Below are 21,511 nucleotides of genomic sequence, written 5' to 3'. Positions count from 1 at the left end.
CCGTCGCGTCGCAACCCGCTACGACAAGCTCCTCGCCAACTTCCGCGGCTTCGTTCTGCTCGCCTCAATCGCCATCCTACTCCGCTGAAATCGTCACCACCGCCTAGAGCATTTTCCGTGCGCCCTGGCTCACGGAAAATGCTCCAGCCGTTTGTTTTGACGAGCATCTTCACCCGTTCCGATGATGCCATCGGAACGGGATCTGCTCTAGCGCACCATCCGGTCGCATCGGGCGGGAGGGACAGGCACAGCATCGTCTTCCGGGTCGCGTCGCCCGAACTGGCGCCGATGATGAGGCGCGATCACGTCCGGGGATGGCAGGTCCGGCTGGCGGCCGGACCTGCCGCAGGAAGCCGTTGCCGTCCGCCTGCACGAGTAAGGCGTGGCGGGTAATGCCATGCTGCCGCGGCGCCACTGGCCGCGACCTTTCCCGCGCGCCCCTCCGGGAACGCGGGAAGCCGGTGCGCTCCGCCCGCCGCCTCAGCGCGCCGGCACGCGTGCCGTCATGCCGCCACCGCCGCGTTCGCAAGCTGCGGCCGGATCTCCCGGAAGCCCGTTGCCTTCTCGAAGGCGTCGCCGACCTTCAGGACCAGGGCATCTTCGAAGGGCCGCCCGGCGATCTGCATCGACAGCGGCAGGCCGTTGCCGGTGAAGCCACTGCACACCGAGAGCGCCGGGAGGCCCAGCACGTTGAAGGGCCGGGTGTAGAAGCGGTGACCCATCATGGTGTCGAACTGACCCAGCGGCTCGGGCGGGGTGTGGCGGGTCGGCGTGATCAGCACGTCCACCTCGCGCATCACTGCCGCAGCCTGCGCCACCAGCCGGGCGCGCAGGCGCAGCGCATTGACGTAGTCGCTGCCGGCAACGAAAGCGCCCGCGCTGATGCGCTTGCGGGCCACCGCGCCGTACAGCTCGGGGGTCTGCGTCAGGCCCTGCTCGTGGATGGCGAAGGCCTCGGGGCCCATGATCAGGTTGCAGAGATCATAATAGAGCTCCAGCGGCGCCAGGGAGACGTCGCGGATGGTGGCGCCCGCCTTCGCCAGGACGCCGAGCGCACTTTCCATGGCATCCACGACGACCGTGTCGGCCGGGGCGTCCTGTTCGAAGAAATGGCGCACCACGCCGACGCGCAGCCCGCCCAGGCCGCCGCCAAGCGCCCCGGCGAAGTCGATCGGGCCGGGATCGGCGCTGCCGGGGTCCAGCGGGTCATGCGCGGCGAGCACCTGCATCATCAGCGCGCAGTCCTCGGCGGTCCAGCACATCGGGCCGGCATGGTCGAGGGTGAAGGAGAGCGGCAGCACGCCGCGCCGGCTGACCAGGCCATAGGTCGGCTTCAGCCCGGCAATGCCGTTCCAGGCGGCGGGGGAGCGGATGGAACCGCCGGTATCGGTGCCCATCGCCCCCATGCACAGCCCGGCGGCCATGGCGGCGCCGGAACCGGAGGATGAGCCGGCCGGGTCCAGCGTCGTGTCCCAGGGATTGCGCGCCGGCGGCCAGGGCAGGTCGAAGGAGACGCCGCCGATGGCGAACTCCCAGGTGGCCGTCTTGCCCAGGATCACCGCGCCGGCCTCGCGCAGCAGGCGCACGGTGGTGGCGTCCTCTGCCGGCACGTGGTCGCGGAACAGTGCCGAGTGGCCGGTCGTGGCGATGCCGGCGGTGTTGTAGATGTCCTTCAGCGCGATGGGGATGCCATGCAGCGGGCCTTTCCAGTCGCCGGCGGCGATCTCGGCCTCCGCCTTGCGCGCCTCGGCGAGTGCCGCCTCCCGCAGCACCAGCACATAGGCGTTCAGCTGCCCGTCGAGCGCCGCGATGCGGTCGAGATAGGCTTCGGCCAGTTCCACGGGCGAGAGATCGCCCGCGCGGATGCGGCGCGAGGCCTCGGCAATGGTCAGGAAGCACAGTTCGCTCATCGCGCGGCCTCCTTCGCCGCCGGCGCCAGGCGGAACACGTTGCTGGGCTCCTCCAGATAGCCGATCGGCCCGCGGATACGCGCCGCCGCTTCATCGAGCGCCTGCACGAGGCGCGCGAGGTCGGCCTGGTCCGCCTCGGGGATGCGCTGGAGGTTGCGCGCACGCAGGCGCGCCGCGAAGGAGGGATCGGTCATGCTCGGTCTCCGGCCATGAGGGGAGTTCGGGCGGGGCAGAGCCCCGCCCGCGTCAGGCGCGCTGCAGGCGGAAAGCGCTCTGCGGCTCCTCCAGATAGGGCCGCGCGATGCGCACAACCTCGGCCGCCTGCGCCAGCTCGGCCACCAGCGCCTCCAGCTTCGGCAGTTCCGCCGGCGGCACCTTCAGCCCCATCGCCGCCAGCTTTTCCTCGAAGGACATGCTCATCCCCCCCTCCTATTCCGCCGCCGCCTGAAGGGATTCCGCCAGGGCCGGGCGGCGCGTCCGCGTGCCCATGATGCGCTCCACCGCGTCGCCGACCCGCAACACGAGGTCGTCCTCGAAGGGCCGGCCGCCGACATGCAGGGCAATCGGCAGACCCGCCGCGGAGAAGCCATTGCAGACCGAGAGCGCCGGGCCACCGGTGACGTTGAAGGCCCGGTTGAAGAAGGGTTGCAGACGGCCGCTCATGGAGTCCTCGCCGAGCGGCCCTGCGGTCTGGCGCGAGGTCGGGAAGACCAGCACGTCCACCGCCTTCATCGCCTCCGCAACCTCGGCGACGAGGCGGCTGCGATGGCGCATGGCGTTGACGTAGTCGCCGGCGCGCACGAAGGCGCCCGCCATCAGGCGGCGGCGGCCATACTCGCCATACAGTTCCGGCGTCGCGCGCAGATGCGGCTCATGGATGGCAAAGGCCTCGGAGCGCGAGATCAGGCTGCCCACCGCACCGTAGACGCCGAAGGGCGAGAGGATCACGTCCCGCACCGTCGCGCCCTCCGCCTGCAACGCGCGCAGGGTCGCTTCGAAGGTGGCGAGCACCTCGGGCTCACAGGGCACGTCGGTCTCGAAGAAGTGCCGCACCACGCCGATGCGCAGCCCGGCGATGCCCTGCCCGATGCCGCCGGCGAAGTCGATCGGGCCGGGATCGGCGCTGGCGGCGTCCAGTGGGTCGTGCGCGGCGAGGGCCTGCATCATCAGCGCGCAATCCTCGGCGGTCCAGCACATCGGGCCGCCATGGTCGAGCGAGAAGGAGAGCGGCAGGATGCCACGCCGGCTGACCAGCCCGTAGGTCGGCTTGTGGCCGGCGATGCCGCACCAGGCCGCCGGGCCGCGGATGGAGCCGCCGGTGTCCGAACCGGTGGAGCCGGGCACCAGCCCCGCCGCCACTGCCGCCGCCGAGCCGGAGGAGGACCCGGAGGTGTCGAGTGCGGTGTTCCACGGGTTGCGCGCCGGCGGCCAGGGCAGATCGAAGGAGGAGCCGCCGATGGCGAACTCCCAGGTGGCCGTCTTGCCCAGGATCACCGCACCCGCTTCGCGCAGCAGGCGGACGGTGGTGGCATCCTCCGCCGGCACATGGTCGCGGAACAGCCCGGAATGGCCGGTCGTGGCGACGCCGGCGGTGTTGTAGATGTCCTTGAGGCCGATCGGGATGCCGTGCAGCGGACCTTTCCAGTCGCCGGCGGCGATCTCGGCCTCCGCCTTGCGCGCCTCGGCGAGCGCCTGCTCCTCCAGCAGCAGGATGAAGCTGTTGAGCTGACCATCGAGCGCCTTGACGCGCGCAATGCAGGCTTGCGTCAGTTCCACCGGCGAGAGGTCGCGCACGCGGATGCGGCGCGACAGTTCGGCGATGGTCAGAGCATGCAGGTCGTCATTCAAGACTCATCTCCTCCGGAAAAGGGCCGCGCGGAAGGCGGCGTGGCAGTATCGGGCGCGGGCGCGCAGTGCGGCGCAGGCGGCAGAATGCGGAGAAATGCGCGAGAGGACAGCAATTCCCGCATGACCCCGCGAGGCATGCTCGTTACGATCCCGGTTTCTCCGCCCCCCCTGGCTCGTCCGAGCCCGTGCAGGATGTGGGCATTCAGGATGCGACGGTGACAGAACCTGCCAACACGATGCGCCGCACGCTGGGAAGGATACTGGCAGCGCCGCCCGCGGCCGTGGCGCATACGCCCATCGCGGAGCAGAACCTCCGCAAGGCCGTGCTCATCATGACGCTTGGCGTCGCGCTCTTCTCGGTGCTGAACGGCGTTGTGAAAGACCAGGCGACACGCTTTCCGGTCAACCAGATCGTCTTCTTCCGCAATGCGCTGGCCCTGCCGCCGCTGATCGTCATCCTGCTGGCGACCGGCAGCATCCACCGCCTGCGTACCCGGCACCTGCGCCGGCATATCACCCATGCGGCGACGATGACGGCATCGCTGATGCTGGCCTTCATCGGCTTCCGCCTGCTGCCGCTCGCGGAAGCGACGGCGATCTCCTTCATCCGGCCGCTGATCGTCATCGCGCTGGCTGCGCCGCTGCTGGGCGAGCGCGTGACGCTGCGCTCCTGGGCCGCGGTCAGTCTCGGCTTCGCTGGCGTGCTGATCGTGGCGCAGCCGGGCGCGGACGGATTGCTGGCGGTCGGCGCCCTCTACTCCCTCGCTGCCGCCTTCATCGGCGCGCTCAACATGCTTCAGCAGCGGGCTCTCTCGCTGACCGACCACACGCTCGGCATCGTCGTGTGGTACATGGGGCTCTCCTCGCTGCTGCTGCTGCCGACGCTGTTCGTCTCCTGGGTGCCGCCGAGCGGCGCGGAGCTGGCGGGGCTGATCGGCATGGGCCTGGCCTCGGGCGTGTGTCAGTACGTCATCATGCGGCCGCTGGCCTATGCCGGTGCGGCGGCACTGGCGCCGGTGCAGTACACCAACCTGCTCTGGTCGATCCTGATCGGCTACCTGTGGTTCGCCGACGTGCCCGGCCCGGCCGTGCTGCTCGGCTCGGCCGTGGTGGTCGCGGCCACCATGCTGGTGCTGCGCGGCGAGCGCTGAAGCCCCGCCCGCGGCCAGGCCGGAACCCGGCCGGGGCGGCGGTGCGGCGCCGGGCATCGCCCCGCGCTCCCCTACTGCGCCGCCAGCAGGGCGGGCTGCGGGCTGGGACGCCGGTCGCGCCAGGGCGTCGCCTTCTCATAGGCATGCGCGGCACGGAACAGCGTCGGCTCGGCGAAGGGCTTGCCGACCATCTGCATCCCCAGCGGCAGCCCGCCGGGGCCAAAGCCGGTGCAGACGGAAATGGCGGGCAGACCGGTGACGTTGAAGGGAATGGTGTAGCTCGGTTTCTCGAACAGCGCCCAGCGCGGCACCTCGGTGATGCGCGCCGCCTCGGCCGGCTGCACGGCCGTGACGAGGATGTCGAGATCCTCCATGGCAGCGGCCATCTCGGCGCAGAGGATGCGACGCTTGCGGATAGCCTGGACGTAGTCCGTGCCGCGCAGCAGCCCGCCCAGCGCCAGTCGCTCGCGCAGCAGCGCGCCATAGCGGTTGTAGTCCGACTTCAGCCAGGGCTCGTGCACCGAGAAGGCTTCCGCCAGCAGGATCACCCAGCCGCAGGCGGCATAGTCCTGCAGCGGCGAGAGCGTCACCTCGCGCAGTTCGGCACCCATGTCCCGCAGCACGCCAAGCGCGGCGTCGATCGCCTGGCAGGTCGGCGCGCTGGCCGGATTGTCGGTCTCGTGGAAGTGGCGGATCACGCCGATACGCAGCCCCTTCACGTCCTGACCAATCTCCGCCGAGAAGTCGGCCACGGGGCGGTCTGCACTGGCCGGATCGGTCGGGTCATGGCCGGCCATGGCCTGCAGCAGCAGCGCGACGTCCTCGGCGGTCCAGGCCATCGGCCCGGCATGGTCGAGCGTGAAGGAGAGCGGCAGCACGCCGGCGCGGCTGACCAGCCCGTAGGTCGGCTTGATGCCGGAGAGGCCACAGAGGGTGGAGGGCCCACGGATCGAGCCGCCGGTGTCCGACCCGGTGCCGCCCAGCACCAGCCCCGCCGGCACGGCGGCGCCGGTACCGGAGGAGGAGCCGCCGGTGAAGTGCTCCAGGTTCCAGGGATTGCGCGGCGGCGGCCAGGGCAGGTCGAAGGACGGCCCGCCCATGGCGAACTCATGCGTCGCCAGTTTGCCCATCAGCACGGTGCCCGCCTCGGCCAGCTTGCGCACCGAGGTGGCGTCCTCCGCGGGCACATTGTGCTCCAGCAGGCGGGAATGGCCCGTCGTGCGGATGCCGGCGGTGTTGTAGATGTCCTTGTGGCCGATCGGGATGCCGTCGAGCGGGCCCTTCGACTCGCCCTGCATCAGCCGCGCCTCGGCGGCGCACGCATCGGCCAGGGCGCGCTCCTCGGTCAGCAGCAGGAAGGTCTGGAGCCGGCCGTCGAGCGCGCGGACGCGCTCCAGGCAGGCCTTGGTCAGTTCCACCGGCGAGAGCTTCCGGGCGGCGATCAGCGCCGCTGCCTCGGCGATGGTCGGGATGGCGCTCATCTCACTTCGCTCCGCAGCGGAAGACGAGGGCCGGCTCGGCCTCGCGCGGCAGCGGCGCATGCACGAGCGCGACCTGCTGCTCCAGATGGCCATAAACCGCGAAGAGGTCGCGCCGCTGCTCCAGGCTGAGCGGCAGGCCCGACTGCTCCACGAGCACGGCAAAATCCGCTTCGCTGATGCGGGGCTTCATGGCGGGGAACTCCCTTGCAGGGTGCTGCGGGAAAGGCGGTCAGGCGGGCACGGCGTCCGCCGCCCGCGCGGCGCGCTCGGCGTGGACGCAGCGCACCATGGCGCCGGGGCGTGGCGACACCACGGGCGGCTCCTCCATGCAGCGCGACACCGCCTCCGGGCAGCGCGGCCGGAAGTGGCAGCCGGCAGGCAGGGCGGCAAGGCTCGGGGGGTTGCCGGGGATGGTGCGCAGTTCCTGCCGGCGCATCCCGCCATGCACGGTGGAGGCCAGCAGCCCGCGGGTATAGGGATGCTGCGGCGTGCGCATCACCTCGCGCACCGTGCCCGCCTCGACGAAGCGGCCGGCATACATCACGGCGATGCGGTCCGAGATCTCCGCCGCCACGCCGACATCGTGCGTGACGAAGACGACGGCCATGCCCAGCTCCGACTGCAGCTCGCGCAGCAGCATCAGGATCTGGATCTGCACGGTGACGTCGAGCGCGGTGGTCGGCTCGTCGGCCAGCAGCACGGAGGGGCTGCAGGCCAGGGCGAGCGCGATCATGGCGCGCTGGCGCATCCCCCCCGACATTTCGTGCGGATAGTTCTTCAGCCGGCGCGCCGCCGAGGGAATGGCCACGCGGTCGAGCAGCCGCTTGGCACGCGCCATGGCGGTGGCGCGGTCGGTGCCCTCGTGCTGCACGATGGTCTCGGCGATCTGATCGCCGATCGTGTAGACCGGGTCCATCGCCGCCATCGGCTCCTGGAAGATCATCGAGACCTGGCCGCCGCGCAGCTTTGCCAGCTCGGCCGGTGGCAGCGACAGGACGTCCCGCCCGCCGATCCGCACCTGCCCCTCCACCTTCGCGAAGGGCGGCAGCAGCCCCATCACCGCCTTCAGGCTGACGCTCTTGCCCGAGCCGGACTCGCCCAGGATGGTCATCACCTGCCCACGGGCCAGCGCGAAGCCGACGCCGTTGACGGCGCAGATCTCCGGCTCGCCGCGGCGGCGGAAGCGGACGGTCAGGCCGGTGGCCTCGATGGCCGGCGTCGCCGGCGTGGCGTCAGGCGACATGGCGGATCTCCGTCCCGGCCTGCGCTTCCGGCACGATGCAGGCGACGATATGCCCGCCGCCCGCGCCCGAAAGCGCGTCCATCGGCGGCCCCAGCGGCGGCACCACCTCGGCGCAGCGCGGCTGGGCATAGGGACAGCGGGTGCGGAAGCGGCAGCCGGAGGGTGGGTTGATCGGGTTGGGGGGATCGCCGGCCAGCGGGAGCACCGTGGTGCGGCGGTCCGGGTCCAGTGTCGGCTTGGAGGCCAGCAGCGCGCGTGTATAGGGGTGGCGCGGGCGGCCGTAGATCTGCTCCACCGGCCCGGCCTCGACGACCCGCCCGAGATACATCACCAGCACACGGTCGGAGATATACTCGACCACGTTGAGGTCGTGGCTGATGAACAGGTAGGTGAGGTTGAGCCGCGCCTTCAGTTCGGCCAGCAGGTTCAACACCTGCGCCTCGACCGACTTGTCCAGCGCCGAGACCGCCTCGTCCAGGATGACCAGCCGCGGCTCCAGCGCCAGGGCGCGGGCGATGTTGACGCGCTGGCGCTGCCCGCCGGAGAGCTCGTGCGGGTAGCGGCGCGCGAAGAGGGCGGGATTGAGCCCGACCTGCATCAGCAACTCCTCGGCACGCTGCGTCGCCTGACGGGCCGGCAGCCCGTGCATGCGCGGCGCATAGGCGATGGAGTCCACCATGGCGAGGCGCGGGTTCAGCGAGGAATAGCTGTCCTGGAACACCATCTGCATCTGCCGGCGCAGATCCTGCACGCCGATGCCGTCCTGCGCGCCGACCTCATCGCCATCGAAGACGATGCTGCCGGCATCGGGACGCATGAGCTGCATCAGCAGCCGCGCGGTGGTGGATTTGCCGCAGCCGCTCTCGCCGACCACGCCCAGCGTCTCGCCCTTGGCGACGGAGAAGCTGACATCGTCCACTGCCTGCACGGTGGCCACCTGCCGGTTGAGCAGGCCGCCGCGGATGGGGAAATGCTTGCGCAGGCCGGAGACGGCGAGGAGCGGCTGCGCCGGGCCGCCGCGGTCGCGCGGGTCGAGCGCGGCGTGCTGTTGCAGGGCGGCGCTCACTTGCTCAGCCTCACATCCATGGCGCTGCGGAAGCCGTCGCTCATCAGGTTGAAGCACATCGAAGTGATAAAGATCATCAGCCCCGGAAGCGCCGCCACATAGGGCTGCACGTAGATCGCCTGGCGCAGCGAGTTCAGCATCAGTCCCCATTCCGGCTCGGGAGGCGTGACACCGAGGCCGAGAAAGCTGAGCCCGGCGGAGAGGATGATGGAGAGACTGATCAGGCTGGTGGCATAGACCAGGATCGGGCCAAGCACGTTGCTGAGCACATGGTGGCGGATGATCTGCAGCGTCGTGGTGCCGCTCGCCCGTGCGGCCTCGACGAAATCGAGATGACGGGTCTGCGTTGTCACTGTCTCGGCGATGCGCACCATCGGCGGGATGAACACCACCGAGAGCGCGATCATGGAGTTGGTCAGACCGTTGCCGAGCAGGCCGCAGATGGCAATGGCAAGCAGGATGGAGGGAAAGGCGTAGAACACGTCCATCGTGCGCATGATCAGCGTGCCGACCAGCCCACCCATGAAGCCGGCGACGACGCCGAGCAAGCCGCCCACCATCAGCGCGGCCAGCACCGGTGCGATACCAGCCAATAGCGACAGGCGGGCGCCATAGGCGAGGCGCGTCCAGAGGTCGCGGCCAGTCTCATCGGTGCCGAGCCAGTGACCAGGCGTGCCGATCGGCTTCAGCCGCCGCAGCACGCTGCCGGCATAAGGATCGTAGCTGGTCAGCCAGGGCGCGAAGACGGCCATGAGAACGATGGCAAGCATGACCAGCGTCACCAGGATGGTCACCGGATCGCGCCGCAGGCGGCGCCACACGGCGCTCCAGTAGCCGGTCGCAGGCTGCGCGGGCATGGCAGCCTGGCCGGACACCAGGGCAGCCAGCGCATCGGGGTTGGCGATATCGGACATGGCGGGGGGAACTCCCTATCGCCGGATGCGTGGGTCGATCGCCGCCTGGGCGATGTCCACGAGCAGGTTCAACAGGACGAAGAAACTGGCCAGCACGAGGATGGTCGCCTGCAGCACGGGAATGTCCCGGCGGAAGATGGCGAGGTTCAGCAGGTTGCCGGTGCCGGGCCAGTTGAACACCGTCTCGATCAGGATCGAGCCGCCGAGCAGATAGCCGAACTGCAGCCCCATCAGCGCCAGCACCGGTGGCGCCGCATTCTTGATGATGTGCCGCAGCACCGGCCCGCGGGTGAGCCCCTTGGCCGTCAGCGCGCCGACGAACTCCTGCCCGAGGATCTCCAGCACCGTGGCGCGCACCAGGCGGCCGATGACGCCCATCGGGATCAGCGAGAGCGTGACGACGGGCAGCACGACATGGTCGAGGCGCTGCCACAACGGCAGGCTGTCATCACCCATGCCCTGCGCCGGAAGCCAGTCGCGGAACACCGCGAAGGTCAGCACGAGCACGATGGCGAACCAATAGTGCGGCAGGCTGACGCCGGTGGTGGCGACGGCGCTCAGCACCTTGTCGGGCCAGCGGCCATGGTTGAGCGCGGCGACCAGACCCAGTGCGATGCCGAGCGAGAAGCCCAGCAGGGCGGCGAGGAGCGCCAGCACCAGCGTATTGCCGAGTGCCGTGAGCAACTGCCCCAGCACAGGCGCCGAGTTGAACACCGAGACACCGAAATCGCCGGTCAGCGCACGGCCGAGCCAGAGCAGGTACTGCATGTGAAGCGGCCGGTCGAACCCATAGGCCGCCTTCATCTGTGCGATGACCTCCGGCGAGGCCTCGGGCGGCATCAGCATGTCGATGGGATTGCCGGGTGCGATGTGAACCAGCCCGAAAATCACCAGGCTGACGCCCAGCAGAATGGGAACGGCTTGCAGCAATCGGCGACCCGTGAAAACGAGCATGCGCACTCCTGCGGCTGAGGTTTGAAGCCAAACCGGAATCATTCCGGCACAATTCCTATTGCGCGTCCAGGGGCTTTAGAGCCTAACTAGTGTGCATATACGAAGACTCCTGTTTATTATGCAAAAATTTGAAGCTGTTATGTGTATTTTGCACAATTTGGAGGCTTTTAATGCATAAGGTTGAGATCGGGGCCGCAGTGCGCGAGCGGATCCTGCAGCGGCGCCTCAGCCTGCATCCCTTCGGCACACTTGAGGCGAAGCGGACAGCGCATGTTGTCGTCGATCTGCAGAACGGGTTCATGGCGCCCGGCGCGGTTTCCGAGATCGCCGCAGCGCGCGAGATCGTGCCCAACGTCAACCGGATCAGCCGCGCGCTGCGCGCCAACGGCGGGCTGGTGGTCTATATCCAGAACACCTTCGACCAGACCGCCGTGGCCGGATGGTCCACCTTCTTCGAGCATTTCTGCTCTCCCGAGCGGCGCGCAAGAATGATCGAGGCCTTCACGCCCGGCGATCCACAGCACGCGATCTGGCCAGGGCTGGAAGTCGAGGCCGAGGATCTCCTGGTCCGCAAGCGCCGGTTCGGCGCCTTCGTGGAAGGCTCCTCAGACCTCCATGCGATCCTGCAGGCACGCGGCATCGATACGCTGATCGTCACCGGCACCGCCACGAACGTGTGCTGCGAGTCCACGGCACGTGACGCGATGATGCTGAACTACAGGGTCTTCTTCGTGTCTGATGGCAACGCCACCCACACCGACGCCGAGCACAATGCGACGCTGACGGCGATGGCCAATATCTTCGCCGACGTCAGCAGCACCGACGAGGTGGTGGCGCTGATCGAAGGCCGGGGCGCCATTGCACAGGCAGCGGAATAGCAGCCATCGCACGCCGCGGCGCGGCGCCCATGCCTGGCACGCGCAGCGGCACCACTCCACCATCATACGAGGTGATCATGCTCGACCGGCGAACCTTCCTCATCGCCAGCGCGGCAGCCGCCGCAGCCGGCGTGCCCCGTCCTGCCGCCGCGGCCTCGGCGCAGACCTTGCGCGTGGCCATGACGGCGGCCGACCTGCCCACCGTGACCGGCATCCCCAACAATGGCGGCGAGGGCTTTCGCTTCCTGGGCTATCCCGCCTACGACAGCCTGGTGAACTGGGATTTCACGCGCACCGAGGAAACCGCGGGCCTGGCGCCAGGCCTCTGCACCGACTGGAAGGTGGACCCGGCCAACCCGCTGCGCTGGCTGTTCACGGTGCGGCAAGGCGTGAAGTTCCACGACGGAAGCGACCTCAACGCCGACGCAATCCTGTGGAACCTGGCGCGCATCTACGACGAGAAGAGCCCGCAATACGATGCCCCGGCCTCGCCGATCGTCAAGGCGACGGTCTCCATGCTGGATACCTGGGAGAAGGTGGATGAGGGCACGATCGCCATCGCCACCAAATACCCCTTCGGCTTCTTCCCCTACCTGATCCCGCGCATCCTCATCGTCAGCCCGGCGCAGTGGGAGAAGGCGGGGCGGAGCTGGCAGGGATTCGCCAAGCAGCCCTCCGGCACGGGCCCCTTCAAGATCAGCCGCATCGTGCCCGGCCAGTATGTCGAGATGGTGCGCAACGAGGATTACTGGGACAAGGCACGCGTTCCCAAGCTCGAGAAGATGACGGTCTACCCGATGCCGGAGGCGACCACGCGCCTCGCAGCCCTCCGCTCGGGCCAGGTGGACTGGATCGAAGTGCCGCCGCCCGACGCCATTCCCTCCCTGCGCCAGGCCGGCTTCCAGATCAGCCTCTGGCCCTACCCGCACACCTACCCCTACGCCTTCAACTGCATGCCCGGCTCTCCCTTCGCCGATGTTCGCGTGCGGCAGGCAGCGAACTACGCCATCGACCGTGAAGGCATGTGCACCATGCTGAACGAAACCGGCAAGCCGGCGGTCGGTCTCTATCCGCCGGGGCATCCGGTCTTCGGCACGCCGGAAAACCACTACCGCTACGATCCCGAGAAGGCCAAGGCGCTGCTCAAGGAGGCGGGCTACGGGCCGGGCAAGCCGCTGAAGGCGAAGATCATGATCTCCACCTCGGGCTCCGGGCAGATGATGCCGATCCCGATGAACGAGCTCATGCAGCAGAACTTCGCTGCGGTCGGCATGGAAATTGACTTCGACGTCGTCGAATGGGGCACCATGCTGGTCGCCGTCCGGAATCCGCCGGGCACGGCGCCGTCGCATGGGGTGGATGCGATCAACATCAGCCTCAGCTACACCGATCCCTCCAGCATGTTCCGCTACTACGCCTCGGAAAGCGCCTCGCCGGTCAACTACAACTGGGGCCATTTCAAGAACGACAAGCTCGACGCACTGCTGCGGAAGGCACAGTCGGTCTTCGACGCCGACGAGCAGACGGCCTTGCTGGCGCAGGCGCATGCCATCGTGGTCGACGAGGCGCCCTGGCTGTTCATCGTCCACGATCAGAATCCCCGGGCGATGTCGAAGAAGGTGAAGGACTTCCGACCGGCGCAGAGCTGGTATCAGGACTTCACACAGATCACCATCGCCTGAGGCGAGCCGGTGCCGGCGGATGACCGCCGGCACCCCCCCGCAGGGAAGGCGGACCCGGGTCGCCACCCTTGCGGCGCATTCAGTACTCGTCGAAGATCCTCTGGATCTCCTGCGGATCGCTGCTTCGCGTCAGCGCGAGGGACAGCAGCAGGGCCGCCTTCTGCGGGATGAGGTTGTCGGCGGCGATGAATCCCTCCTCGTGGCCGTTCCCCGTCCCCAGCACGCGCCCCTCGCCGACACGTGCGCTGCGCACGATCCTGATCCCCTCGGCGGAGAGTGCTACCAGTTCGTCCCGGAATGGCCCTGGCGAGCCGGCGCCCGAGCCTGCCACCACAAGGCCCTTGGCGCCCAGCTGCACTGCCGCGCGAGCCATGCCTGCGTTGGCTCCTGCGTGGACATAGAGAATTTCCACCGGGGGCATCTGCTCGACCTGCGTCAGGTCGAACTCGCTGTGCAGCGTATGGCGCCGGAGCGGCGCACGGTAAAAGACGATGCGGTCGGCGTCCACATAGCCGAGCACGCCAAGGTCGCGGCTCCTGAAAGTCTGCACCTGGTAAGTGAAGGACTTCGTCACGTCGCGCGCCGCGTTGATTTCGCTGTTGGTGACGGCCAGGACGCCCTTCCCGCGCGCCTGCGGGCTGGCGGCGACACGAATGGCGTTGATCAGGTTGAGATGCGCATCGGTGCTGATCGCGGTGAAGGGGCGCTGCGCCCCGACGGCGGTCAATGGCTTGTCCGACCGCACCACGAGGTTGAGGAAGAAGGCGGTCTCCTCAAGGCTGTTCGTGCCCTGGACCCAGGTCACGCCGTCCACGTCCGGGCGCCGCATAAGGGCGTCAACATACAGGCCTAGCCTGCGGAGATCCTCAAGCCGGTTCATCTCATGCGGATTCTGATTGTCCACCACCACCTCAGCCAGTTCTCTGACTTCCGGCAGCGCCGCCAGCATCTCCTGGCCCGTGAGCCTCGGCTTTCCGCTGAGCTTCTCCGAGTAGTGCGTCAGATCCATGCGGTCCCTACCCTGGCTGGTCAGCGTCGCGGGACCGATGAGCATGTGAATGCGCGGCAAGGCGCGGCTCTGCATAGGCAGATCCCCTTTCAAAACCATTTCTGCGGATCATGCATCCGCCGGTCTCGATGGTCGGCACGGAGAGCGTGGATCATGGCCGCACCGCTCAGCACGGGCAAGGGACCAAACGGCCGCACTGGCCGGGCGGCATGACAGACGCATGCCATCAGTGGAGCAGAGGTCATCGGACAAGGACGCGACGAAGGCGAGCAGGGCGCAGCAACAGCCAAGATCACCCTGCTTTTTCCTGAAGGGATTCGAATTGTTGAAGCACGTGCATTCTCCGCGGTACGGTTCTCCGGCGCCGAAGATCGGGTGCTCCCCACCGAACCTGCCGGTGGAGTTGCGGGCGCGATCATGCGGCCAGGATCCGGCGCAGGTACCGGCGCCCGCATGCTTCCCCCTCTCCTTTCGCCTCCGCCGCGCGAGTTGGGCAGAGATCGCGCGAAAGGGTAGTATCCTGCCGGCTGAACCGGAGGTTGGCGCCGAACGGGGCGTCCCTCCCCAAGACGAGGAAGGTCCCGCATGCCGATCTACGCCCTGGACGACATCCTGCCCACCCTGCCGGAGGAGGGCCGCTACTGGGTGGCGCCGGATGCGCATGTCATCGGCGACGTCACCCTGGCCGAGGATGTCGGCTTCTGGTTCGGTGCCGTGGCGCGCGGCGACAACACGCCGATCCGCATCGGCGCCCGCACCAATGTACAGGAAGGCGCCATGCTGCACGCCGACCCGGGCGCGCCATTGACCATCGGCGCCGACGTCACGGTCGGCCATCACGCCATCCTGCATGGCTGCACAGTGGGCGACGGCTCGCTGATCGGCATGGGCGCCACGGTGCTGAACAATGCCCGGATCGGCCGGCATTGCATCGTCGGCGCCAATGCGCTGGTGACGGAGGGCAAGGAGTTCCCGGACTTCTCGCTGATCATCGGCGCGCCGGCCAAGGTGGCGCGCACACTGGAACCGGCCACCGCCGAGAAGCTGCGTGCCTCCGCCGCGAACTATGTCAGGAACTGGCGCCGCTTCGCTGGCGGCCTGCGCCGCATCGGCTGATCCAGCCAAATGGATCGCGGAGTTCTGGGAGGCAAGGCCTCCCAGGACGGACCGGAACAGGAAAGCGGTTCGCCGGGACGGCCTTGCCGCCGGCCTTCCTGCTTCTTCAGTCCAGCTTGATACCGAGGTCGCGGATCAGCGGCACCCAGACGGCGCGATCGGCCGCCAGCATGGCCTGCACCTGCCCCGGCGAGGCCGGCAGCGGTTCCACCCCGATCTCGCGGAACTTGCGCTGCACGCTCTCCTGCCCGAGGGCGTTCCGCAGCTCGTTTGTCAGGCGCGCGGCCACCGCATCCGGCGTTGCCTTGGCCGTGACAAGGCTCTGCCAGGCATAGGCCTCGAAGGACTGCAGGCTGAGCGCCTCGGCGAGCGTCGGCAGGTCGGGAAAGCCCGGCTGGCGGCTGCCGGAGAAGACGGCGAGGGGCCGCGCCATGCCACTGCGCAGCGCCTCGCCCCCGGCCGCCGTATCGAGGACGGCGGCCTCCACCACCCCGGCCAGCAGGTCGTTCAGCGCCGGCGCAGCGCCGCGATAGGGGACATGATTGAAGCGAGTGCCGGTGCTGCGCGCCAGCCGCTCCATGGCCAGATGGTGCGGCGAGCCGATGCCGGGCGAGCCGTAATCGATGCTGCCGGGCTTTTCCTTCGCGGCGGCCATGAAGGCGCGGACATCGGCGAAGGAAGAGCCTTTCTTCACCGCCAGAACCAGATGGAAGCGGGCGATTCCCCCGAGCGGGCGGAAATCCTGCTCCGGATCATAGGGCAGATGTCTGAACAGCGCGGGGTTGAAGACCATGGTGCCGTTGTCGGCGCTCATCACCGTATAGCCGTCCGGCGCGGCGCGGGCTGCTGCCTCGGCGCCGATATTGGTGGCCGCGCCCGGGCGGTTGTCGATCACCACCGGCCTGCCCAGCGCCTCCGCCATCGGCACGGCGAGCAGCCGCGCCAGCGTGTCGGTGCCGCCGCCCGCCGCATAGGCGACGATCCACTTGATCGGCGCCTCGGGATAGGCGGCGCGGGCAGCGAAGGGGAGCAGGCCGGCGGCCAGGCTGCCCAAGGCGATCCGGCGGCGGGACAGGGTGACGCTGCGTGTCATGGACGTTGTTCTTTCTGGTGGCTGGCCTGCCCGCCTCGGGGTGCGGGCAGGCCCTTTCCTGGACGATGAACTCAGGCAGCGGGCAGGATGCGGGCGCGGCACTCCCCGAAGCCGATGCCAGCCACACCCTCACCTGCGGCGCGGGCGCGCAGGATGACCTCGTCACCGTCCTCGATGAAGCGGCGGCTCTCGCCGGAGGGCAGAATAACCGGCTCACGGCCGCCGCGGGTCAGTTCCAGCAGGCTGCCGAGGCCGCTTGGCTCGGGGGCCGAGAGCGTGCCGGAGCCCAGCAGGTCGCCCGGATGCAGGTCGCAGCCATTGCTGGTGTGATGGGCCAGCATCTGCGCCACCGTCCAGTACATGTGCCGCGCGTTGGAAAGGGCGAGGCGATGCGGCGGGATGCCCTTCTCCCGCATCGCCGGCGTCAGCAGCAGAACTTCCAGCGCGAGGTCGAAGGCGCCGTGCCGCTGGTCGGCAGCGTCGAGCAGATGGGGCAGCGGCGCCGGGTCGCCCTGCGGGCGGGGCGGCTGCGGAATGCGGAAGGGTGCCAGCGCCTCCGGCGTCACCACCCAGGGGGAGATGGTGCTGCCGAAATTCTTCGCCAGGAAGGGGCCAAGCGGCTGGTATTCCCAGGCCTGAATGTCACGCGCGGACCAGTCGTTCAGCAGGCAATAGCCGGCGACATGCGCCGCCGCCTCGCCCACCGGGATGGGTTCGCCCAGCGCATTGCCGGGGCCGACCCAGATGCCGAGCTCCAGCTCATAGTCCAGCCGCTCGCAAGGCGCGAAGCGCGGCGCCTCCGCTTCAGGCGCTTTGAGCTGCCCCTTGGGACGCCGCACGTCCGCGCCCGAGACGCGCACCGAGGAGGCGCGGCCGTGATACCCGATGGGGACGTATTTGTAGTTCGGCAGCAGCGGATTGTCGGGGCGGAACACCTTGCCGACATTGGTGGCGTGATGGATGCCGACATAGAAGTCGGTGTAGTCGCCGATGCGGGCCGGCAGATGCAGGATGCAACGGTCGGCGGGGTGCAGGCAGGCGGCCGCCCTGCGCTGCTCCGCGCTGCCGGCTGTGAGAAGGGCCGAAAGCCGCTGGCGCAGCGCCCGGCGCGGTGCGGCGCCAAGCCCCATGAAGCCGTTCAGCGTCTCCGCCGCCGCGGCCTCGGCGGCTTCACCGGCTGCGCCGGTGAAGAGCCCCGCCGCCAGCGCGGCGCGCAGGTCGAGGATGCTGTCGCCGATCGCCACGCCGCCGCGCGGGCCGTCGCCGCCGGGCGGGGTGAAGATGCCGAAGGGCAGGTTCTGGACGGGGAAGTCGGCATGGCCGTCCGCCCCGGGAACCCAGGAGCGACGCGCGGGGTCATGGGTGGCGTCCAGGGCGATGGCCTCGCTCATGGGCGCGACGGGTCGAAATGCTTGCGCAGGGCTTGGCCATAACCGGGATAGTCCCGCTGAAGCTGCGGGGCCTCGGCGGCGAAGCGGGTGACGCGCTGCGGGAAGCGGGTCTCCAGCATGAAGGCCAGCGTGCCCTCCAGCTTCTGTGGCTTCAGCTCGGCCTTGCTGGCACCCTCGAAGGAGGCCATGTCCGGCCCGTGCGGCAGCATGCAGTTGTGCAGGCTGAAGCCGCCAGGGACGAAGCCGCCGCCCGTCTTGGCATCATAGACGCCGTAGATCAGGCCCATGAACTCGCTCATGATGTTCATGTGGTACCAGGGCGGACGGAAGGTGTCCTCCGCCACCAGCCAGCGCTCGGGAAAGATGACGAAGTCGATATTCGCGGTGCCCGGCGTCTCGGAAGGCGAGGTCAGCACGGTGAAGATCGAGGGATCGGCGTGGTCGAAGAGGATCGGCCCCACCGGGGAATAGCGGCGCAGGTCGTATTTGTAGGGCGCGTAGTTGCCGTGCCAGGCCACCACGTCCAGCGGCGAATGCGCGAGCTGCGCGCGCCAGAGATTGCCGCCCCATTTCACGGTCAGGCTGGAGGGCGCCTCGCGATCCTCATAGGCGGCGACGGGCGTCAGGAAGTCGCGCGGATTGGCCAGGCAGTTGGCCCCGATCGGGCCGCGCTCCGGCAGGGTGAAGGCACCGCCGTAGTTCTCGCAGAGATAGCCGCGCGCCGGCGCCTCGCCCTGCAGCTCCACGCGCAGCTTCACGCCGCGCGGAATGACGGCGATCTCGCCCGGCGCGATGTCGATGATGCCGAACTCGGTCCAAAGGCGGAGACTGCCCTGCTGCGGCACGAAGAGCATCTCGGCATCGGCATTGTAGAAGTATTCGTCCCGCATGGAGCGGGTGGCGAGATAGATGTGCGAGCCCATGCCGGATTGCGCGGCGGCGTCGCCCGCGGTGGTGACGGTGCGGATGCCCTCGATGAAAGAGAGCGCCTGCCCTTCGGGCATCGGCAGCGGGTCCCAGCGCAGCGGCGCCAGCGGCATGTCCACCTCGGCGCAGGGCGCGGTGCGCCAGAGCCCGGCCACGACCTTCTCGAACTTCCCCCAATGCGCCACGGTGGGACGGATGCGGTAGAGCCAGCTCCGCTCGTTGCTCGCGCGCGGCGCGGTGAAGGGCGAGCCGCTGAGCTGCTCGGCATAGAGGCCATAGGCGCATTTCTGCGGCGAGTTGCGGCCGATGGGCAGCGCGCCCGGCAGTGCCTCCGTCTCGAAACCGTTGCCGAAGCCGGAGAGATAGGCGGAGTTGCCCGGCGCCGTGGCCTGCGCGGCGGCCGTGCCGGGCCTGACGGACTGGTTCATGCACCCTCCTCCCTTCTGTGCCGCAGCCGGGCCGCAGCCTGCAGCCATCGACCGGAGCGGGCATCCTCTCTATATCCTCTCATATGAGATGAAAACCCGGAAGCATGGCCGAACAGAAGCGTGATGCCGCCGCAGCGGAGCAGGACGCGCCGCTGATCCTGCAGGACTTCCTGCCCTACCGCCTCTCCATCGTCACCGAGGCGGTGAGCGGGCTTTTCGCCACGCACTACCAGGAACGCTTCGGCCTCAGCATTCCGGAATGGCGGGTGGTCGCCGTGGTCGGGCAGCACGGCACGGCCTCGACGCAGGAGGTGATCGAGCGCACCGGCATGGACCGCGTGCGGGTCAGCCGCGCCGTCATCCGCCTGGCCGACAAGGGCCTGCTGCAGCGCCAGCCGCACCCGCGTGACCAGCGGGCGCAGATCCTGCGGCTCGGCCGCAAGGGCCGCGCGGTCTATGCCGGGATCGTGCCGCTGGCGCGAGCGCTGCAGGCTTCGCTGGCCAGCGCGCTGACCGAGGCGGAACAGCAGCAGCTCCTCGCCATCCTCGACAAGATCGCCACACGCACGCGGGATCTGGCGGGCGCGGGGACATGACGCCGCCGCGCCTGCCCTTCCCTACTTCACCGGCGCCGGCTCGGCGCGCTTCGCCGCCGCGCCGAGCACGCCGCGGCGGATCTGGTCCTCCTCGATGCTCTCGAAGAGTGCGCGGAAGTTGCCCTCGCCGAAGCCGTCATCGCCCTTGCGCTCGATGAACTCGAAGAAAACCGGGCCGATGACGTTGGCGGAGAAGATCTGCAGCAGCAGCCGCGCCTTCCTGTGCTCCACCACGCCCTCGCCATCCACCAGGATGCCATTCTGCTTCAGCCGCGCGATGTCCTCGCCATGGCCGGGCAGGCGCGCGTCGACGCGCTCGTAATAGGTATCGGGCGGCGCGGGCATGAAGGCCAGGCCGGCGGCACGCAGCCCCTCGATGGTGCCGTAGATGTCGTTGCAGCCGCAGGCGATGTGCTGGATGCCCTCGCCCTTGTATTCGCGCAGGTATTCCTCGATCTGGCTTTCGTCGTCGGCGCTCTCGTTCAGCGGGATGCGGATGCGGCCATCCGGGCTGGTCAGCGCGCGGGAGAAGAGGCCGGTATACTCGCCCTTGATGTCGAAGTAGCGGATCTGCCGGAAGTTGAAGAGCTTGGCGTAGAACTCGTACCAGACGTCCATCCGGCCGCGATGGACGTTGTGCGTCAGATGGTCGATGTAGAACAGGCCGGCGCCCGTCGGCGAAGGCTCGCGCTCGCCCAGCCACGCGAAGTCGGCGTCATAGACGGAGCCGGTCTCGCCGTACTGGTCCACGAAATAGATCAGACTGCCGCCGATGCCCTTGATGGCCGGCACGCCGAGGGTGAGCTCGCCATCCGCCGGATCGGCCGGCTCGGCGCCCAGTTCGAGCGCACGGCGGTAGGCGTGCCGTGCATCCACCACGCGGAAGCCCATGGAGGGCACGCTCGGGCCATGCGCCTCGGCGAAGCGCATGGCGTGGCTGCCGGGTGCCTCGTTCAGCAGGTAGTTGATATCGCCCTGGCGATAGAGGGTGATGGCGCGGTCGCGGTGCTTCGCCACGGCGGCGAAGCCCATCTGCCGGAACAGCGCGTGCAGCCGCTCCGGCTCGGGATGAGCGAATTCGACGAAGGCGAAGCCGTCGGTCCCCATCGGGTTATGGCCGTCGATGACCGGCCGCGGCGCGTCATGCGGAAACGGGCCCATGGGATTCGCTCCTCCTGCTTGGTCCCCCAAGGATAGGAGGGGCGGGGCGCAACAGGTGTGCAAAGCGGGCAGCAACAGCTAGGATGGCGCACGGAACATGCGCGAAACCGCTCCATCATGCACAACCCAACCACGCTGGACGCGCTCGACCTCCGCCTGCTGGCGGCCCTGCAGGAGGACGGCCGCCTGACCAATCAGCAGCTCGGCGAGCGCATCGGCCTTTCCGCCTCGCAATGCTCACGGCGGCGCTCGGCGCTGGAGGCGGCCGGGCTGATCTGCGGCTATCATGCCGAGCTGGCGGCGGAGGCGCTCGGCCTGCGCGTGCTCGCCTTCATCCAGGTCACGCTCACCGCCCACAGCGGCGACAATTCCCGTCGCTTCCGCGACCTGCTGGCACGCGCCGAAGCCATCCAGGAAGCCTATGCCACGACCGGGGATACGGATTACCTGCTGAAGGCCGTCGTGCCCGACCTGAAGGGCCTCTCCCGGCTGGTGAACGAGACGCTGCTGGCACATGACAGCGTGGCCCGCGTCCGTTCCTCCATCGTGTTGGAGCGGCTGAAGGAATCCGGCCGGCTTCCCCTGGCGGCCCTGCCGCAGGGCTGAGTGCGCCCCGGGCGGGCTGCCCCTTTCGCTCTCAACATTTCGCCCTGGGATGCCCGC

Annotated in this window: 21 protein-coding genes and 1 pseudogene; 7 read left to right on the top strand and 15 right to left on the bottom strand. The window is 68.9% G+C overall.

Annotation, left to right across the window (positions count from 1 at the left end; genetic code table 11):
• Positions 1-88 (top strand): annotated as a pseudogene (locus QMO56_RS20385) (IS5/IS1182 family transposase); the annotation flags it as partial.
• A 415-nt stretch (positions 89-503) separates the two neighbouring features.
• Here QMO56_RS20385 and QMO56_RS20380 read toward each other — a convergent pair.
• The 4 genes from QMO56_RS20380 to QMO56_RS20365 are packed head-to-tail and all read right to left on the bottom strand — an operon-like array spanning position 504 to position 3,758.
• Positions 504-1,910: an amidase gene (locus tag QMO56_RS20380; protein WP_283528822.1), complete on the bottom strand. Its 1,407-nt coding sequence runs from the start codon at positions 1,908-1,910 to the stop codon at positions 504-506.
• A complete protein-coding gene (locus QMO56_RS20375; RefSeq protein WP_283528820.1) occupies positions 1,907-2,104 on the bottom strand; it encodes a hypothetical protein in 198 nt (65 codons plus the stop codon). Before QMO56_RS20375 ends, QMO56_RS20380 begins: the two co-directional genes overlap by 4 nt.
• 52 nt (positions 2,105-2,156) lie before the next feature.
• The gene (locus QMO56_RS20370) at positions 2,157-2,330 is read right to left on the bottom strand and encodes a hypothetical protein (RefSeq protein WP_283528818.1); all 174 of its coding nucleotides are present in this window, start codon (positions 2,328-2,330) and stop codon (positions 2,157-2,159) included.
• A gap of 9 nt (positions 2,331-2,339) precedes the next feature.
• Positions 2,340-3,758 (bottom strand): amidase, encoded by a 1,419-nt coding sequence (locus QMO56_RS20365; RefSeq protein WP_283528816.1) that lies wholly within the window; start codon positions 3,756-3,758, stop codon positions 2,340-2,342.
• Positions 3,759-3,973: 215 nt separating this feature from the next.
• Here QMO56_RS20365 and QMO56_RS20360 point away from each other — a divergent pair, with 215 nt between their 5' ends.
• On the top strand, positions 3,974-4,909 hold the full coding sequence (locus tag QMO56_RS20360; RefSeq protein WP_283528814.1) for a DMT family transporter: 936 nt from the start codon (positions 3,974-3,976) through the stop codon (positions 4,907-4,909).
• A gap of 71 nt (positions 4,910-4,980) precedes the next feature.
• On the opposite strand, the gene QMO56_RS20355 is transcribed toward QMO56_RS20360, so the two are convergent.
• The 6 genes from QMO56_RS20355 to QMO56_RS20330 are packed head-to-tail and all read right to left on the bottom strand — an operon-like array spanning position 4,981 to position 10,567.
• Positions 4,981-6,390: an amidase gene (locus QMO56_RS20355; RefSeq protein ID WP_283528812.1), complete on the bottom strand. Its 1,410-nt coding sequence runs from the start codon at positions 6,388-6,390 to the stop codon at positions 4,981-4,983.
• 1 nt (position 6,391) lies between these two features.
• Positions 6,392-6,580: a hypothetical protein gene (locus QMO56_RS20350; protein WP_283528810.1), complete on the bottom strand. Its 189-nt coding sequence runs from the start codon at positions 6,578-6,580 to the stop codon at positions 6,392-6,394.
• A 39-nt stretch (positions 6,581-6,619) separates the two neighbouring features.
• Positions 6,620-7,633 (bottom strand): ABC transporter ATP-binding protein, encoded by a 1,014-nt coding sequence (locus QMO56_RS20345; RefSeq protein ID WP_283528808.1) that lies wholly within the window; start codon positions 7,631-7,633, stop codon positions 6,620-6,622.
• Positions 7,623-8,699, bottom strand: coding sequence for an ABC transporter ATP-binding protein (locus QMO56_RS20340; RefSeq protein ID WP_283528806.1), 1,077 nt, complete (start codon positions 8,697-8,699; stop codon positions 7,623-7,625). The genes QMO56_RS20345 and QMO56_RS20340 overlap by 11 nt, the downstream gene beginning before the upstream one ends.
• Positions 8,696-9,613, bottom strand: coding sequence for an ABC transporter permease (locus tag QMO56_RS20335; RefSeq protein ID WP_283528804.1), 918 nt, complete (start codon positions 9,611-9,613; stop codon positions 8,696-8,698). The genes QMO56_RS20340 and QMO56_RS20335 overlap by 4 nt, the downstream gene beginning before the upstream one ends.
• 15 nt (positions 9,614-9,628) lie before the next feature.
• The gene (locus tag QMO56_RS20330; RefSeq protein ID WP_283528802.1) at positions 9,629-10,567 is read right to left on the bottom strand and encodes an ABC transporter permease; all 939 of its coding nucleotides are present in this window, start codon (positions 10,565-10,567) and stop codon (positions 9,629-9,631) included.
• Between the two features lie 170 nt (positions 10,568-10,737).
• Between QMO56_RS20330 and QMO56_RS20325 the strand changes: the two genes are divergently transcribed.
• Together QMO56_RS20325 and QMO56_RS20320 are read left to right on the top strand one after the other, a co-directional pair.
• A complete protein-coding gene (locus QMO56_RS20325; protein ID WP_283528800.1) occupies positions 10,738-11,445 on the top strand; it encodes an isochorismatase family protein in 708 nt (235 codons plus the stop codon).
• A gap of 29 nt (positions 11,446-11,474) precedes the next feature.
• Positions 11,475-13,127, top strand: coding sequence for an ABC transporter substrate-binding protein (locus QMO56_RS20320; protein WP_283528798.1), 1,653 nt, complete (start codon positions 11,475-11,477; stop codon positions 13,125-13,127).
• 79 nt (positions 13,128-13,206) lie between these two features.
• Here the strand turns inward: QMO56_RS20320 and QMO56_RS20315 are convergent, their stop codons facing one another.
• Entirely contained in the window at positions 13,207-14,211 is a 1,005-nt protein-coding gene (locus QMO56_RS20315) for an asparaginase (protein WP_283528796.1), read from the bottom strand.
• Between the two features lie 510 nt (positions 14,212-14,721).
• Between QMO56_RS20315 and QMO56_RS20310 the strand changes: the two genes are divergently transcribed.
• Positions 14,722-15,252 (top strand): gamma carbonic anhydrase family protein, encoded by a 531-nt coding sequence (locus tag QMO56_RS20310; RefSeq protein ID WP_283528795.1) that lies wholly within the window; start codon positions 14,722-14,724, stop codon positions 15,250-15,252.
• 106 nt (positions 15,253-15,358) lie between these two features.
• Here QMO56_RS20310 and QMO56_RS20305 read toward each other — a convergent pair whose 3' ends face one another.
• The 3 genes from QMO56_RS20305 to hmgA form a co-directional block, all read right to left on the bottom strand.
• Positions 15,359-16,345, bottom strand: coding sequence for a tripartite tricarboxylate transporter substrate binding protein (locus QMO56_RS20305; RefSeq protein ID WP_283528793.1), 987 nt, complete (start codon positions 16,343-16,345; stop codon positions 15,359-15,361).
• Between the two features lie 71 nt (positions 16,346-16,416).
• The gene (gene fahA, locus QMO56_RS20300) at positions 16,417-17,736 is read right to left on the bottom strand and encodes a fumarylacetoacetase (RefSeq protein ID WP_283528791.1); all 1,320 of its coding nucleotides are present in this window, start codon (positions 17,734-17,736) and stop codon (positions 16,417-16,419) included.
• Positions 17,733-19,091: a homogentisate 1,2-dioxygenase gene (gene hmgA / locus QMO56_RS20295; protein WP_283528789.1), complete on the bottom strand. Its 1,359-nt coding sequence runs from the start codon at positions 19,089-19,091 to the stop codon at positions 17,733-17,735. The genes fahA and hmgA overlap by 4 nt, the downstream gene beginning before the upstream one ends.
• 104 nt (positions 19,092-19,195) lie before the next feature.
• On the opposite strand from hmgA, the gene QMO56_RS20290 reads away from it, so the two are divergent.
• Positions 19,196-19,687, top strand: a complete 492-nt coding sequence (locus tag QMO56_RS20290) for a MarR family winged helix-turn-helix transcriptional regulator (protein WP_283528787.1) — start codon at positions 19,196-19,198, stop codon at positions 19,685-19,687.
• A 21-nt stretch (positions 19,688-19,708) separates the two neighbouring features.
• Here QMO56_RS20290 and hppD read toward each other — a convergent pair whose 3' ends face one another.
• Positions 19,709-20,848 (bottom strand): 4-hydroxyphenylpyruvate dioxygenase, encoded by a 1,140-nt coding sequence (gene hppD / locus QMO56_RS20285; RefSeq protein WP_283528785.1) that lies wholly within the window; start codon positions 20,846-20,848, stop codon positions 19,709-19,711.
• 117 nt (positions 20,849-20,965) lie between these two features.
• Here hppD and QMO56_RS20280 point away from each other — a divergent pair, with 117 nt between their 5' ends.
• On the top strand, positions 20,966-21,454 hold the full coding sequence (locus tag QMO56_RS20280; RefSeq protein WP_283528783.1) for an Lrp/AsnC family transcriptional regulator: 489 nt from the start codon (positions 20,966-20,968) through the stop codon (positions 21,452-21,454).
• Positions 21,455-21,511 lie beyond the last annotated feature (57 nt).

Source organism: Roseomonas sp. E05 (assembly GCF_030063475.1).
Classification (GTDB): Bacteria; Pseudomonadota; Alphaproteobacteria; order Acetobacterales; family Acetobacteraceae; genus Pseudoroseomonas.
This window is presented reverse-complemented; position numbering and strand designations above follow the sequence as displayed.